This is a genomic window from Rickettsiales bacterium, assembly GCA_029252805.1.
GTDB lineage: Bacteria > Pseudomonadota > Alphaproteobacteria > Rickettsiales > JALZUV01 > JALZUV01.
This window is the reverse complement of sequence record JAQXAR010000005.1, coordinates 42,251-57,057: the sequence shown is the minus strand read 5'-3', so window position 1 is coordinate 57,057 and position 14,807 is coordinate 42,251. Positions and strand designations below refer to the sequence as shown.

Here is a 14,807-nt window from a genome sequence, read left to right as displayed (position 1 = left end):
AAGAGCATTTTAATCTGTTCTTGAAAGAATGTGAGTGGAGGTTTAATATGGGCACACCAAGTGACTTACTGGCAGACCTGAAAAAGTTGCTCAAAGAATATTATTAGGTGTCAGCCCCATCTCTTTTTCTTTAACATAAGGCGCTAACAGCGGCCCGCAGCCCCCTAGGCCACCATCCGTGCCTTGATAAACACAATCATGGCCAAGGGCTGCTATAAATTTGAGGGCATTAAATTTCTGTTCTTGATTAGCATTTCTGCCATCTAATGCTAATGCTTCCACAATCTCTTTTTTATCATCGGTCTTCCGTAGCGGAGTCAATAACGTATAGATATGTTCAAGATCATGGTAATATCGGTGGGGTTGTTCGTAGGAGCTAATGAGGGTGTTGAGCTGTGCGGACACATCCTGAGCGCCATCGCCCTGCAATAGCGCAATTGAATCAGCAAGACCTTGCTGGAATTTTTCTCTCAATTCTTTTTGTCGCGTGCTCATAGTTACATCCTCAGTAACCCTAGCACCAAAATATTACTGAACTGTTAAGGTTATGAAATCAAAACAACTTCCGCGCGACTGTGAGCCCTTCTGCGGTCGGAATTAATATCGACTCATACCGGCTCTCATCGGCCAATCTCTGATTAAATTCACGCATAGCAACCCACGCTTTTTGGCTGGTTCCTTCTGGTTTTATCGGTGCAATGACATGGCCAAATAACAAGCTATTATCCCCCACAATAAGCCCGCCTTTACGCACGTGCTTTTCCGCCCAATCGAGATATCCGGTATAGCCGCCCTTATCCGCATCAATGAACACCATATCGAAGGGCGCCTCCGTTTCTAATTGCTGCAACACCGCATTCGCATCGCCTAAATGCGGTTGGATATTTAGGCCGGAACGTTCCACCGTCTCGCACAGCAGATCATAATGCGCTTTATCTTTGTTGATGGCATGAACCACGCCACCTTGCGGGAGCGCCCGCGCCATCCAAACGGCGGAATATCCGGCGAGCGAGCCAATCTCGACAATGCTCGCAACCCCGGCGAGTTTAATCAGAAATTGCAGTAACTTGCCTTCTTCGGCTCCCACCTGAATCCCGACTAAATGGTCATCATGTGCGGATAAACGTGCCTTAGCCTCTTGCAAAACTTCATCCTCCGGCGCGAAGGTGGAACGAATATAATCTAGAATTTTATCATCATGTCTCATTTACCTACTCTATTGGGATGACAAAAGCTGCGCAATGGGTTAAATCATGGCCATGTTTTTAGATGATGATAAACTCCATGAGGAGTGCGGTGTATTTGGCATTAGCGGTGTAACAGATGAGGCAGCGGCACACACCGCCCTTGGGTTGCACGCATTACAGCATCGCGGACAGGAAGCCGCTGGCGTTGTCAGCTTTGACGGAAACCAGTTTTTCACCCATCGCGCACTCGGTCTTGTTGGCGATAACTTCAACAAACAAAGCACCATCGAACGCCTCAAAGGCCATATGGCGATCGGCCATAACCGTTACTCAACAAGCGGCGAACCACATCTTCGCAACGTGCAACCGCTCTTCGCTGAATTTTCATTTGGCGGCTTAGCGCTCGCGCATAACGGTAATCTCACCAACGCTTACACCTTGCGCGAAGAACTCATCAAGGGCGGCGCAATTTTCCAATCTACGTCCGATACGGAAGTCATGATCCACCTGATCGCACGCAGCAAAAAAGCCTCTGTCGCAGATCGTATCATTGACGGTTTAAAACAAATTCAAGGCGCATATTCGCTCGTTGCACTGTCACATGACGGCATGGTTGGCGTGCGCGACCCGCATGGCGTTCGCCCGCTCGTACTGGGAACACTCGGCAATGCTTACGTGCTCGCAAGTGAAAGCTGCGCATTGGATATTATCGGCGCGACTTTGGTGCGCGATATTGAGGCCGGTGAAATGGTCGTGATTAAAGAGGGCGAAATCACAAGCTACCGCCCTTTTGATACAACGCCTGAAGCACGCACGAAAAGCCGCTTCTGCGTATTTGAGTATATTTATTTCGCCCGCCCTGACTCTTACGTCGATAATAATAACGTCTATACCGCGCGTAAAGCCATCGGCACTGAACTCGCAAGAGAAGCCTTGGTGGAAGCGGACCTCGTGGCTCCTGTACCAGATTCTGGCCTACCTGCTGCCATCGGTTATGCGGAAGCCGCAGGCTTGCCTTTCGAACTTGGTATCATCCGTAATCACTATGTGGGCCGCACCTTTATTGAACCGACCGACCAAGTGCGTCACCTTGGCGTCAAGCTAAAGCACAATGCTAACCGCGTGATATTAGAAGGCAAACGGGTGATACTCGTCGATGATTCTATCGTGCGCGGAACCACCAGCCAAAAGATCGTCAATATGGTGCGCGAAGCTGGGGCAAAAGAAGTGCATATGCGCATCGCCAGCCCACCAACCACCCATAGCTGCTTCTATGGTGTCGATACTCCAAGCCGCGATAAACTGCTCGCGGCCAATAAATCTATCGAAGAAATGGCCGAACATATCGGTGTTGATTCGCTCGCCTTTATTAGTATTGACGGCGTTTATCGCGCACTCGGAAAAGCCGAAGGCCGCAACAATGAATCGCCTGAATATTGCGATGCCTGTTTCACCGGCGAATATGCGATCCCACTGACGGACCAAGAAGCTGGGAAGAGTGGTAAAACTCAAGCTGATTTATTCAAAACTGCTTAAAGGCTAGCCATGCGATTTCTACTCATCATCCTTATCCTATCCCTCACCGCTTGCGGCCATAAGACCGATCTAGCATTGCCTGAAACGCAACAAACGGCGACTCGCTAATGGATCATTTCACTTATAAAAATGGCCAACTCCATGCGGAGAATGTAGCGCTGCACGAAATTGCAGCGCAAGTTGGCACGCCGTTTTATTGCTATTCTAGCGCGACCTTCATCCGCCATTTTAACGTGTTTAACGATGTGCTCGGCGATTATGATCATAAGGTTTGTTTCGCTGTCAAAGCCAATAGCAATCTCGCCATTCTGAAAACGCTTGCCGCACAAGGTTGCGGCGCCGATACAGTTTCTGCTGGTGAAATTCGTGCCGCACGCAAAGCGGGTATCCCTGCCTGCGATATCGTATTTTCTGGCGTCGGCAAAACCAAAGACGAAATGGCTTATGCGTTAAAAGAAGGCATCTTCCAATTTAACGCCGAGTCTCAGGCCGAGTTAAATGCACTGAATGAAGTCGCCGGTTCGCTAAATTTAAAAGCGCCTGTTGCATTACGCGTAAACCCGGCGGTTGACCCACAAACGCACGAGAAAATCTCGACCGGGCAAAAAGAAAGTAAATTCGGGATCGCCTTTGATGTGGTACGCGAGGCTTATGATTACTCTGCCAGCTTACCGCACTTAAAAGTACAAGGCGTGTCGATGCATATTGGCTCGCAGCTCACCTCACTCACGCCGTTCCGCCAAGCTTTCCGCGCTATTTTGCAAATGACGAATGAGTTACGCGCGAGCGGTCATGGTATCCAAACGCTCGATCTAGGCGGCGGCCTCGGCGTGCCTTACGGCGATGAAACGCAAACCCCACCCCTGCCGACCGATTACGCCAAAGCCGTACGTGAAGAGATCGGCGAATTTGAGGGTACTTTACTGTTCGAGCCAGGCCGCATGATCGCTGCCAATGCCGGAATTATGATCACCAAAGTGATCTATCTCAAAGATAAATACGTGATTGTCGATGCGGCAATGAATGACCTCATGCGCCCTGCCCTTTACGACTCATACCATGAGATTGTGCCGGTTGTTGAGAGTAACGATACGCCAGCGCCTCACCATATCGTAGGCCCTGTTTGCGAGAGCAGTGATATTTTCGGTAAAGATCGCCCGCTCGTTAATCCAAAATCAGAGGACCTGATCGCCATCCGTTCTTGCGGAGCTTATGGCGGCAGCATGAGCAATGAATATAACTCACGCCCGATGATTCCTGAAATATTGGTCAATGGCGCCGACTGGGCCGTGATTCGCAAACGCCCAAGCTACGAAGAGATGATTGCCAATCAGCAAATGCCGGATTGGCTATAGGCTTTTCACAATATGCGTCGGCGTAACACCGCGCTCAACACAATATTCTTGCGCCGTTTGCTCGCCTGATTTCTGATTCTGCAAGATCCCCTGCGTGATAAACACGGTGTCGATACCGGCCACGTTCCCGCCTTTAATATCGGTCAGCACATTATCGCCAATCATCAACACGCGGTCTTTGGACGGATTACCCAGCATCTGCATCCCCAGCTCAAACACGTAAGGATAAGGCTTGCCGATATATTCGACCTGTCCGCCCAGCTCGATATATTTCTCTGCGATCAGGCCCGCACATAGAATCTGCGTGCCATCCATTTTGGTGACTTCCATATCGGGGTTGATGCAAAGCATCGGCAATTTGCGCGCAGCAGCGGCTTCTACAATAGACTGGATATCGGGATAGGTCTGGCCCAACGCCTCAAAATTACCGTTGAGAATAAAATCAGCTTCATCAACCGAACCAACGCGGGTTTGAGAAATTAACGGCAACATGCCTGTATCTTTTTCAAGACCTAGATAATAATATTTTCCGGTGAATGGCTCTGGCATTTGCTGCAAGTATTTGACAGCACCTTCGCCCGATGTCATCCCACCGAGATACCATTCGCGCTTTACACCCATATCATCCATACGGGTAAAGATCGTCTCCGCCAGTCGCGGTGCATTGGATAGAAAGAGAAGCTTCTTACCCATCGCATGCAACGCCTCGAGCGATTCTAACACACCATCATACAGCTCATCTCCATCGTGGATAACCCCCCAAAGATCACAAAGGAATGCATCATAATTTTCGGCAATCGTTAGAAAATTCACGCCGCCATATCCTCGCCCTTTAGGGCTTTTTCAATGAGGCCAAGCGTTTCATCTTTGCCGTAAAGGGCGATAAAACTCCCCATGCGCGGGCCTTGCATTTGGCCAAGTAACACTTCGTACATCGCGCCGAACCATTCACGCATATTCTCTTTGCCATAATGCTCGCGCCCAACGGTATAGACCTTGTTCATATAGTGGCTAGACATGCTTTCACCTTCTTCAGGAGAGGTCTCTGCACACAATAATTCCACTAAATAACGAAGCGCATTTTGCTCTTTCTCCGTCGCCGCGCGGTAAGATTTCATCGGCTTCACGAAGTCGTGATAATAGCGTACTGCATAACCCGCAAGTGCATCTAATGCAGGATATTTTTGCGGTGTTGCGCCTTCTGCATATTGACCAATAAAGCCCCATAAAACCGATTTATCCTCAGGATTACAGACGCTTGCCAAGTTAAGCAGCAATGCGAAACTCACATCTGCTAGCTCCACTTCTGGCGGATTTCCAGCGTGAATATGCCAAACGGGATTCTCTAACTTCACCAACTCATCTTGGCTTTGATATTTTGCAAGATGAGTACGATACTCATCCACCGCTTTGGGAATCACATCGAAATAAAGACGTTTTGCCTTCTTCGGTGATTGGTAGAGATAATAAGCAAGTGATTCACGCGGCGCATAAGTCAGCCATTCATCAATCGTCAGGCCATTGCCTTTGGATTTCGAAATTTTACCGCCTTTTTCATCCAAAAATAACTCGTAACTAAATTGCTCCGGCGGGTTTCCGCCCAGAATATGTGTGATGGCTGAATAGAGCTTTCCGTTAACGAGGTGATCTTTGCCATACATCTCGAAATCAACTTCCAACGCCGCCCAACGCATGCCAAAATCGGGCTTCCATTGTAGCTTACATTGGCCACCCGTCACAGGAATCGTATGTTCGGTACCATCTTCATCATCAAAGGTGATGGTGTAATTTTCTTTATCAACACGCTTCATTGGTACGTAAAGCACGCGGCCTGTTGAAGGCGAGATCGGCAGGAAGGGGCTGTAAGTCGCCTGACGTTCCTCGCCTAAGCTTGGCAACATCACCTTCATGATCGCATCGTAACGCTGACACACCCTTTTCAACATAGCATCATACGTGCCATCTTTGTAAAGATCGGTGGCCGATTTAAACTCATAATCAAAGCCAAAATGATCCAAAAATTCATTCAATTTCGCATTCATATGATCGCCAAAGCTCTTATGTGTGCCGAATGGATCTGGCACATGCGTGAGCGGCTTATGGAGATGTTCTGCTAGCATTTCTTGCTGCGGTAAATTTTCCGGAATTTTACGCATTCCGTCCATATCATCCGAAATACAGAAAAGTTTAGTCGGAATGTCGCTCATTTCCTCAAAAGCACGCATCACCAAGCAGGTACGCGCCACTTCTTGGAACGTGCCCAAATGCGGCAAGCCAGACGGCCCATACCCGGTCTCAAATAACGCATAACCCTTTGAAGGAGCTTTATTTTTAAAGCGCTTCACTAAGTTACGAGCTTCGGCAAAGGGCCACGCTTTGGCTTGTAGCGCGAGTGTTTTTGAGTCTGTCATGGGGTATCCTTAAAAAATGCAGCGAAAATAAGGTGTTATATCTAACAAATTCGCTCCACCTTCACAAGACCGTAACATAGAAATGCTATATTTAGCATGAGATGAACTCACAGAACACAGAGATAGAAGCAAAGAGCAATCTTTTCGCCGATAATTTACGACGCGTCGTTGGCGCGTCTTACGTCGTCGCGGACGGTGCTTATGGCGCGCGCTCTTTGATCCTAGCACATGGCTATAAAGAAGAGATGAAAGCCATTACAGACAAGAACTCTAAACGCTATAAAGAGCTCGATGTAGCTCGTAAAGGTGAGATAAAAGAAGTAGCTGGCATGGGCCTCTGGGCAGCTGGCGGCATTACCATGGCTCTTTTTGGCAATCGATCAACCGCCAAAGAGATGAAAGCACTCTCGAACAAATTAGCGGCTTATCTAAAAGATGAAGGCGTGAACCTTGAAGGCGACGCATTAGCACGCGCCATGGAAGAAAAGAATAAAAATCTGTTCGATAAGGTCACCGACTTTGCGTACCGTTTTCCTTCTGAAATTATGCATACCTGTTTCGCTGTAGGATCTGTCGGAGTCATCGCCAATGGTATTGGCAAAGACGGAAAGAAAAACAACATCGGCACACTCGGCATGGGGGTATCAGTCCTTATCGGCGCCTTAATCGGGATATTTGTGCCCGAAAAGACTGCTGAACAAATTGCAAAAATGCCCCCTGCTCGTACCAAACTTGAACAAGCGGGACGCTTCTTACAACAGCATGCAAATAAGGCAACTTCTGGTCTTTATTTGGCAAATAATGGCTTTTCTGCAAAACGCGTCATGGATGATAAAAAGGACTTCTCTGAAAAAAACTGGAAAGGCACAGCCAAGCAATCTACCGCCTTCCATAATGTATGGCAGGTCCGCGCGGGCGCTTTAGCCACCTACCTTTTTGGTGCAAGTGTGCTTGGCCTCACTTCCAAAGAAAGTGGCACCGGCAAGAAAGGCGATGATGCCAAAGATGGGATCATACAAGAAGCGGCTTCAATGCTCGCTAATTTACCTAAAGCCGAGCAAACGGAACTGATTGAGAGAACCTCAAGATACTTGATACAGAATCGCGAATTAGGCTTCAGTCAGATGAACACGGAAGAAGTCGTGGATAAAATCACCCAAGCACTCAGCCAAGAAGCAAAGGCTGATAACTGGGTTGATCGTTCAAACCAAGCACCTGCAGGCACTGACCGAACCGTTTAAAGGTAACGCGCAATCGCCGCTTCAATGGATTCTTTCACACGCATGGGCGAGGTTCCGCCGAAGCTCGTACGGCTTGCAACTGACGCCTCTACCGATAACACCTCAAACACCGCCTCCGTAATATCCGCATGCACTTCCTTAAGGGCGGCGAGTGGCAATTCATGTAGCTCGCACTCGGCGGCTTGGGCTTTTTGTACGGCGGCGGCCGTCGCATGGTGCGCATCGCGGAAAGGCAAGCCTAACTCGCGCACTAACCAATCGGCTAGATCCGTTGCCGTAAGAAAGCCGGCATTACATGCGGCGCGCATTTTCTGCGGATGCACGGTGAGTTCTTCGATCATTCCCGCCGTCACTTGCAAGCAAAGCGAGAGCTGCTCAGCCGCTTCGAATACCGGTTCTTTATCTTCCTGCGTATCTTTATTATAGGCCAATGGCAGCCCCTTCATCACAAAGAGTAAACGGTCAAACTGGCTCGCAATACGGCCCATTTTCCCGCGCACTAATTCCGCGGCATCTGGGTTCTTTTTCTGCGGCATGATAGAGCTACCGGTCGAAAAACTATCGGAATGGGTCACGAAGCCAAAGGCAGGCGCACCCCACATGACAAGCTCTTCGCCTAGACGTGAAAGATGCATTGCCGCAATGGCTGCGGCGCTCAAAAACTCTAGCGCAAAGTCACGATCGGACACGGCATCGAGTGAATTCACGGTGGGCCTATCAAAGCCTAATGCACTGGCGGTTTGATCACGATCAATCGCAAAACCAGTACCGGCCAAAGCGGCAGAACCTAACGGACATTCATTCAAACGCACACGCGCATCGCTCAAACGAGAACGATCTCGTCCAAACATTTCAACATAAGCGAGCAGGTGGTGGCCAAACGTCACGGGCTGTGCGGGCTGTAAATGGGTGAAACCGGGCATAACCGATTCTGCATGTACCGCCGCTTGACCAAGCAAAGCCGCTTGCACCAATTGCAGATCGCTATCCAATCCATCAATCGCATCACGCACCCAGAGCCTAAAATCGGTCGCTACTTGGTCGTTACGCGAACGCGCCGTGTGTAGCTTACCTGAAACCATACCAATTTTTTCACGCAAACGCGATTCGACATTCATATGAATATCTTCAAGCTCAGGTCTAAAAGTAAAGTCTCCTGCCTGAATTTCCACCAAAATTTCGCGCAAACCTTGACTAATTTCCGCCGCTTCTTCTTCGGTTAAGATACCGGTTTTCGCCAACATTTCTGCATGCGCAAGCGAGCCTGCAATATCTTGTCCGGCCATACGCTTATCGAAATCGATCGACGCATTAAGCTGTTCCATAATTTTGGCAGGACCGCCACTAAAGCGCCCACCCCACATCGGATTTGAAGATTTTTCTGTCATAGGAGCTGTTCTAACGTGAATTTTCACAAATGCCAAAGCTTTGATTTAAGCAAAGCCGCCCCCTCGCCTTTATTTTAGCAATGTAAAGCCAATACCGCTCAATCCCTCTTTTTGGCACAATTTTTGCTTATATTTAATGTGAGATTTCCCTCTCACGTAAAAATATTTGTAACTTTTATGAGAGAAATTTGGACCTTACATCACTAAATAGTCGTTCAAACTTTTCTTCTTCACGTTTGAGGAAGAAGATTGAAACGACGATTGATCAACTTTCGTCTGGTAACCGGCTTACCAGCGCACAGGTTGATGTGGCGAGTCTCTCCATTTCCTCAACATTACGCAATCAAATTGAATCAACACGCTCCGTACAAACGAATGTCGCACAAGCAAGCAGCTTGTTTCAGGTCGCAGAGGGCGGGCTCTCAAACATTCAAGATATTTTACTACGAATGACAGCGATTTCCACCCAAGCCAATAGCGATGGCATTACTGGAAACGAACGCATTTATTTAGATACTGAGTTTCAAAACCTCAAACAAGAGATTGAGCGCATCGCCCAAACCACCAACTTTAACGGCGTTGAAGTGCTTAACGGCTATCGTTACCAAAATGAAACCCAAATCATTACCGGTGACAATACAAATGAAACGATTTTTGGCAGCGAATTAAGCGAAACCATCACAGGCTTTGGCGGCGATGATACGATTTTAGCCGGAGCGGGCGATGATCTTATCATGTCCGGCGCCAATACGATTCCTGGATTGACGGGAAGCTTATACCGGAACCCCGGCGCTATTACCTCCTTAGCTCAGGCGGAGGCAATCGTCGCAGGCGGTCAACCTCTTTCCGGGAGCTTTATTGCCACCGCGCTCGACTATCCAAACGGAGCCATTAACAGCCATAATAATACCGTCGCAAATTTTCTTGGTGTTGATACCGCTTCGTTAGGCGACCCCGTATTAGCCGCGAGCATTACCAACCGGATGGTTTTTGTATTTGACGGTCAAATTGATGTAGCCGCTGCGGGAATTTATAATTTCAGCGTCGGATCAGACGATGGGTTCAACCTCTCTATTGATGGCACGACAGTAACAGAACGAACCACCAACCGCGGATTCGCTTTTTCAAATGGCAATGTAAACCTAACGGCAGGCTTGCATGATATACGTGTTCTTTATTGGGAAAATGGTGGCGGCGAAGGGTTAGAAGTCGTCAGCTCGTTAACAGGCGGAGGTATCGTCACTAGCGCCGTACTCAGCACCTCAGGCGCAGGAGGCCTCGACGGCAATGACACGATAGATGGCGGCGCCGGAACGGACATTGTCTCGTTCGATGGTGCCAGAGCAGATTACAGTATTTCTCAAAACTATAAGGGTGATTATATCGTTACCGATAACCGCGCGGGTAGCCCTAACGGAACCGACGTGCTCAGTAATGTCGAACAACTTCAATTTAGCGATGGTGGCTTTATCCTTGGTAGCGCACTGGCAGGTACTGAAACGCTCTCATTCGATATTTCAGGCGTGGGTTCAGAAGTGCTTGAATATGATATTGTGGATGCAACACTCGATTCGCTCTTCACCATACCAGGAGATATACGGGTGCGAACCCGCGCAGAAGCCAGTTTTGCCATCACTGAGCTACAAACAGCGACCCGGGCGGTCACCGCAATGCGCGCTTATGTCGGCTCACTGGCCGAACGCTCTGATTATATCACGAATAATGCTGCACAGTTAATCCAAAACCAGAGCGACGCTAAGGCCGTCTTAAGCGATACCGATATCGCGGCAACTTCCACTACATTTGCATCATTACAGGTGCAAAATAGTGCAGCGATCGCCGTCGCGGCGCAAACCAATCAGCTACAATCAGATATCTTACTGGAACTCTTAAATGAAGGAACGATTATCTCTCCAAGCGGAGGATAAGTTCAACTCACAAAGTTTAAGAGAAAAGATGGTACGGATGAAAGGACTTGAACCTTCACGCCTCGCGGCACTAGAACCTAAATCTAGCGTGTCTACCAATTCCACCACATCCGCACAAATTGGAATCAGCTTGATAACATAAAAAATTTCTTTGTCTACTGCTATAATAGAAATTAACTGCACTCTTGCGTAAAAACCGCAGTCAGGCTATCTGTGCAGCATGAAAACATTACCGCAAAAATACGATACTGCTGCGACCGAAAAACGCTGGCAGGAACATTGGCTTGAAGCTGGAACCTACAATTGGGATGAGAGCGCGCCACGCGACGAAACCTTCGTCATTGATACACCGCCGCCTACCGTCTCTGGCCACCTGCATATGGGGCATGTCTTTAGCTACACTCAGGCCGATTTTGTCGCGCGCTGGCAGCGCATGAATGGCAAAACCGTATTCTATCCGATGGGATTTGACGATAACGGCCTACCAACCGAACGCCTCGTTGAAAAAGCGACCAAAAAACGGGCCGTTGATTTCGCCAGCCGTGAAGAATTTATCGAAGCCTGCATGGGTGTATCGGATGAATCACGCAAAGCCTATCGCGCATTGTTTCAATCTACCGCCCTTTCGGTAGACTGGAATCAGGAGTATCATACGGTGTCCAAAGATAGCCGTAAAATGTCGCAACTTTCGTTCCTAGATCTTTTCCAAAAAGGCCATGTGACACGTAAATTAGAGCCGATGCTGTGGGATCCGATCGACCAAACCGCCATCGCGCAGGCCGAAGTTGAAGATAAAGAGCTGCCCTCGCATTTTTGCGATATTTATTTTGGTGTGGAGGGCTCCGATGAGAAACTCACGATCGCGACCACTCGTCCTGAGCTTATCCCGGCTTGTGTCGGCATCTTCTACCACCCTGAAGATACCCGCTACCAGCATTTAAAAGACAAAGTGGCGATCACTCCTCTCTTCGGCGTAAAGGTTCCTATCTTGGAGGATGACTCCGTTGAGATCGATAAAGGAACCGGCATCATGATGTGTTGTACCTTTGGTGACGAAGCCGATATCGAAAAATGGCGTAAGCATAATTTAGAGCTCAAGCTTATCCTCAATAAATATGGCAAGATTGAGTTTGAAGGCGCGCCTGAATGGATGGCGAATAAGAAAGCCAAAATGGCGCGCGAAGAAATCATCAAACAACTCGATGAAGCGGGAGTTCTCGTTGAATCAAAACCGATCACCCATGCTGTGAAATGTGCAGAACGCTCGGGCGCGCCGTTGGAAATTCTACCAACGCCACAATGGTTCGTGAGCGTGATGGATAAGAAAGAAGCTCTCAAAGCCAAGTCCGCCGAATGCAACTGGCATCCTGAATGGATGAGCAAACGCATGGATCAATGGATTGACGGTCTAAGCTGGGATTGGTGCATCTCGCGCCAGCGCTATTTCGGCGTTCCGTTCCCTATTTGGTATTCCAATCGTGCTAGCGAAGAAGGCAAAGTGCTGATCGCCTCAGCCGATCAGCTACCGTGCAACCCGCTGGTCGATTTACCTGAAGGCTATAGCCGCGACGAGGTCGACGCAGATGTGGATGTGATGGATACATGGGCAACTTCGTCCATCTCGCCGCAGCTTAGCAGTAAGGCAATCACGCCTGAATTGGCCATTGATGCAGAACGCCACAGCAAACTATTCCCGGCAGATTTACGCCCGCAAGCGCATGAAATTATTCGTACTTGGGCGTTTTACACAGTCGTTAAAGCGCACTTACATGGCGATACGATTCCGTGGAAAAACTTGATGATTTCCGGCTGGTGCTTGGCGGAAGATAAAACCAAAATGTCGAAATCTAAAGGCAATGTGGTGACACCGATTGCGCTGATCGAAGAGCATGGCTCTGACGTGGTTCGCTATTGGGCGAGTACGTCGAAACTGGGCCAAGATACCGCCTTTTCTCGTGATCTGCTCAAGATTGGTAAGAAGCTCGTCAATAAACTTTGGAACGCGACGAAGTTCGCTGCCATTCACCTCGAGAAGCTAGAGGGTGAACCGGGTGAAGTGACAGAAACGCTGGATAAATGGATCATCTCACGCCTGCACCATGCAACGGAAAAAGCGACTGCAGAATTTGAAATATACGAATATGCCTCTGCCCTTCGCGCGATTGAAGATTTTTTCTGGAATGATTTTTGCGATAACTATTTAGAGCTCGTCAAGAAGCGTGCTTACGATGAAGCAGGTGAGAATAGAGACGGTCAAATGAGCGCTGTGTACACCATCCACCAGTGTTTGGATGGCATTTTACGTCTATTCGCGCCGATTGTGCCGCATGTCACCGAAGAGCTTTGGAGCCATATTTTTGATGCTAAAGCACAAGCAATGGGCTCTATCCATGCACGTGGGAACTGGCCAAAAGCGAGCGATTATCTGCTCGATGAAGCGGCAGAAGTCGAAGGCATCGCCGTCGTTGATTTGCTCGAAGCCGTGCGCAAAGCCAAGTCAGAAAAAGGCGTGTCGATCAAATGGCCCATCACACAGGCAACAATCTCAGCCGACTTGAGTGATTCTGCGAAAGCAGATTTAGCCGGTGCCGGTAACATCGCCCTAATCACACAGGGCGAAGGCGATACGAAAACCGAATCTGAACAACATAGCCTATCTTTAGAATTCGCTGCAGAGAGCGACGCCGCTTAAAAACGATAACCTAGCGAGACGGAACCAAAGAGCGAATTATCACGTTGGCCTTCATATTCGCGTGAGCGCCAATTAAGCGTGTAGGCCACCTGTACGCTATCATAAGCGAGGGTTAAGCCTGCATTGGCATCTAACACGCCAATCTCTCTATCGACCGACGCACTGTCGCGAAAGGTATTACCATCGAGAAAAATATTGCGGGCCATAGCGCGACCTTCTACTCCGGCAAACAGCGACCACGCAAAGCTGCCATCCGGCACGGCGAAATAGCCTGATCCCGGCATAGCCGGTCGAACGCGTGGCGGCGGCGCCTGCCAAATGGCATGACTCGGCGTGATCTGCAACGTCACCCCAGCCGCACCATACGTATAGATGTTACCGAGCGTCGCCCCGAGATGGGGCGCCACGCGCACATAAAATGGATTTAAGTCTGCGGCAAAAGCTTCCGGCCAACTACGCTGATAGGCCACCATCAATCCGGGTTCATTTTCCAATTGATGATCCCATCCTTTCGGATCAGGCGAATCAATCTGCTGATGCACGAATTTCTGAATCGGCTCACCTAACGCCCATAGCCCAACCACGCCGAACGTGATTTCCACATCATCCATATGGTTTTCATTAATGGTGTTCGATCCGACCGAACCATAGAGGAAACCAGCATAAGGCCGATCCGCACTATCCGGGATACGCGCAGTAATATCGCGCGGGGTATACATATTTTGCCCTAACGAGAAATAGGTATTGGTCGTTTCATTGACGTTGAAGAAGGGAAGAAATTTATCTAACTTTTCGATCAAACGCGAAGCGCTGCGGCCTGTATCGTAATAGGTAAATCGAGCGCCATTCGTATAATTCTCATCCGCCCCATTGCCGCTATAGAGATCATTCTCACTGGTAAAAGTGATGAAAGAAGTATCCTTGCGTTCGAATAATTCCTTAGGGATTTTATCATGGAAGTTTGGGGCCGCAGCCGGTTGTGCCATCGCCGACGAAACCGTACCGAACATAATAAACAGAGAGAGGAGCAAAAATCGCATAGGCTTGCGTAGCGTAAAATAGAGATAGT

At 48.8% G+C, this 14,807-nt stretch carries 13 protein-coding genes and 1 tRNA gene; 7 read left to right on the top strand and 7 right to left on the bottom strand.

All coding sequences use genetic code 11. The features are described from left to right. Positions 1-107 (top strand): IS1595 family transposase (locus P8P30_01285; protein ID MDG1286178.1); only part of this gene is annotated, 107 nt, incomplete at its 5' end. Here P8P30_01285 and P8P30_01280 read toward each other — a convergent pair. Further along, positions 91-495 carry a hypothetical protein gene (locus tag P8P30_01280; protein MDG1286177.1) on the bottom strand — a complete coding sequence of 135 codons (405 nt, stop codon included), beginning with the start codon at positions 493-495 and terminating at the stop codon, positions 91-93. The genes P8P30_01285 and P8P30_01280 overlap by 17 nt on opposite strands. 58 nt (positions 496-553) lie before the next feature. Next, positions 554-1,207, bottom strand: coding sequence for an O-methyltransferase (locus P8P30_01275; GenBank protein ID MDG1286176.1), 654 nt, complete (start codon positions 1,205-1,207; stop codon positions 554-556). 52 nt (positions 1,208-1,259) lie between these two features. On the opposite strand from P8P30_01275, the gene purF reads away from it, so the two are divergent. The 3 genes from purF to lysA are packed head-to-tail and all read left to right on the top strand — an operon-like array spanning position 1,260 to position 4,078. Next, positions 1,260-2,723: an amidophosphoribosyltransferase gene (purF, locus tag P8P30_01270; GenBank protein MDG1286175.1), complete on the top strand. Its 1,464-nt coding sequence runs from the start codon at positions 1,260-1,262 to the stop codon at positions 2,721-2,723. Between the two features lie 9 nt (positions 2,724-2,732). Continuing rightward, entirely contained in the window at positions 2,733-2,831 is a 99-nt protein-coding gene (locus tag P8P30_01265) for a lipoprotein (protein MDG1286174.1), read from the top strand. Further along, positions 2,831-4,078: a diaminopimelate decarboxylase gene (gene lysA, locus P8P30_01260; protein ID MDG1286173.1), complete on the top strand. Its 1,248-nt coding sequence runs from the start codon at positions 2,831-2,833 to the stop codon at positions 4,076-4,078. Before P8P30_01265 ends, lysA begins: the two co-directional genes overlap by 1 nt. On the opposite strand, the gene P8P30_01255 is transcribed toward lysA, so the two are convergent. Further along, a complete protein-coding gene (locus P8P30_01255; GenBank protein ID MDG1286172.1) occupies positions 4,073-4,891 on the bottom strand; it encodes a TIGR01459 family HAD-type hydrolase in 819 nt (272 codons plus the stop codon). The two genes, lysA and P8P30_01255, sit on opposite strands and share 6 nt — an antisense overlap. Continuing rightward, on the bottom strand, positions 4,888-6,489 hold the full coding sequence (locus P8P30_01250; protein ID MDG1286171.1) for a lysine--tRNA ligase: 1,602 nt from the start codon (positions 6,487-6,489) through the stop codon (positions 4,888-4,890). The genes P8P30_01255 and P8P30_01250 overlap by 4 nt, the downstream gene beginning before the upstream one ends. Positions 6,490-6,590: 101 nt before the next feature. Between P8P30_01250 and P8P30_01245 the strand changes: the two genes are divergently transcribed. Then, entirely contained in the window at positions 6,591-7,730 is a 1,140-nt protein-coding gene (locus P8P30_01245) for a hypothetical protein (GenBank protein ID MDG1286170.1), read from the top strand. Here P8P30_01245 and argH read toward each other — a convergent pair. Beyond that, a complete protein-coding gene (gene argH, locus P8P30_01240; GenBank protein MDG1286169.1) occupies positions 7,727-9,118 on the bottom strand; it encodes an argininosuccinate lyase in 1,392 nt (463 codons plus the stop codon). The genes P8P30_01245 and argH overlap by 4 nt on opposite strands. Positions 9,119-9,354: 236 nt before the next feature. On the opposite strand from argH, the gene P8P30_01235 reads away from it, so the two are divergent. Continuing rightward, positions 9,355-11,046 carry a flagellin gene (locus P8P30_01235; GenBank protein ID MDG1286168.1) on the top strand — a complete coding sequence of 564 codons (1,692 nt, stop codon included), beginning with the start codon at positions 9,355-9,357 and terminating at the stop codon, positions 11,044-11,046. Positions 11,047-11,075: 29 nt separating this feature from the next. Here the strand turns inward: P8P30_01235 and P8P30_01230 are convergent. Beyond that, positions 11,076-11,160, bottom strand: a tRNA-Leu gene (locus tag P8P30_01230). 106 nt (positions 11,161-11,266) lie between these two features. Here P8P30_01230 and P8P30_01225 point away from each other — a divergent pair. After that, positions 11,267-13,738: a valine--tRNA ligase gene (locus P8P30_01225; protein ID MDG1286167.1), complete on the top strand. Its 2,472-nt coding sequence runs from the start codon at positions 11,267-11,269 to the stop codon at positions 13,736-13,738. On the opposite strand, the gene P8P30_01220 is transcribed toward P8P30_01225, so the two are convergent. Next, complete coding sequence (locus P8P30_01220; GenBank protein MDG1286166.1) at positions 13,735-14,778, bottom strand: lipid A deacylase LpxR family protein; 1,044 nt, start codon at positions 14,776-14,778, stop codon at positions 13,735-13,737. The genes P8P30_01225 and P8P30_01220 overlap by 4 nt on opposite strands. Positions 14,779-14,807 lie beyond the last annotated feature (29 nt).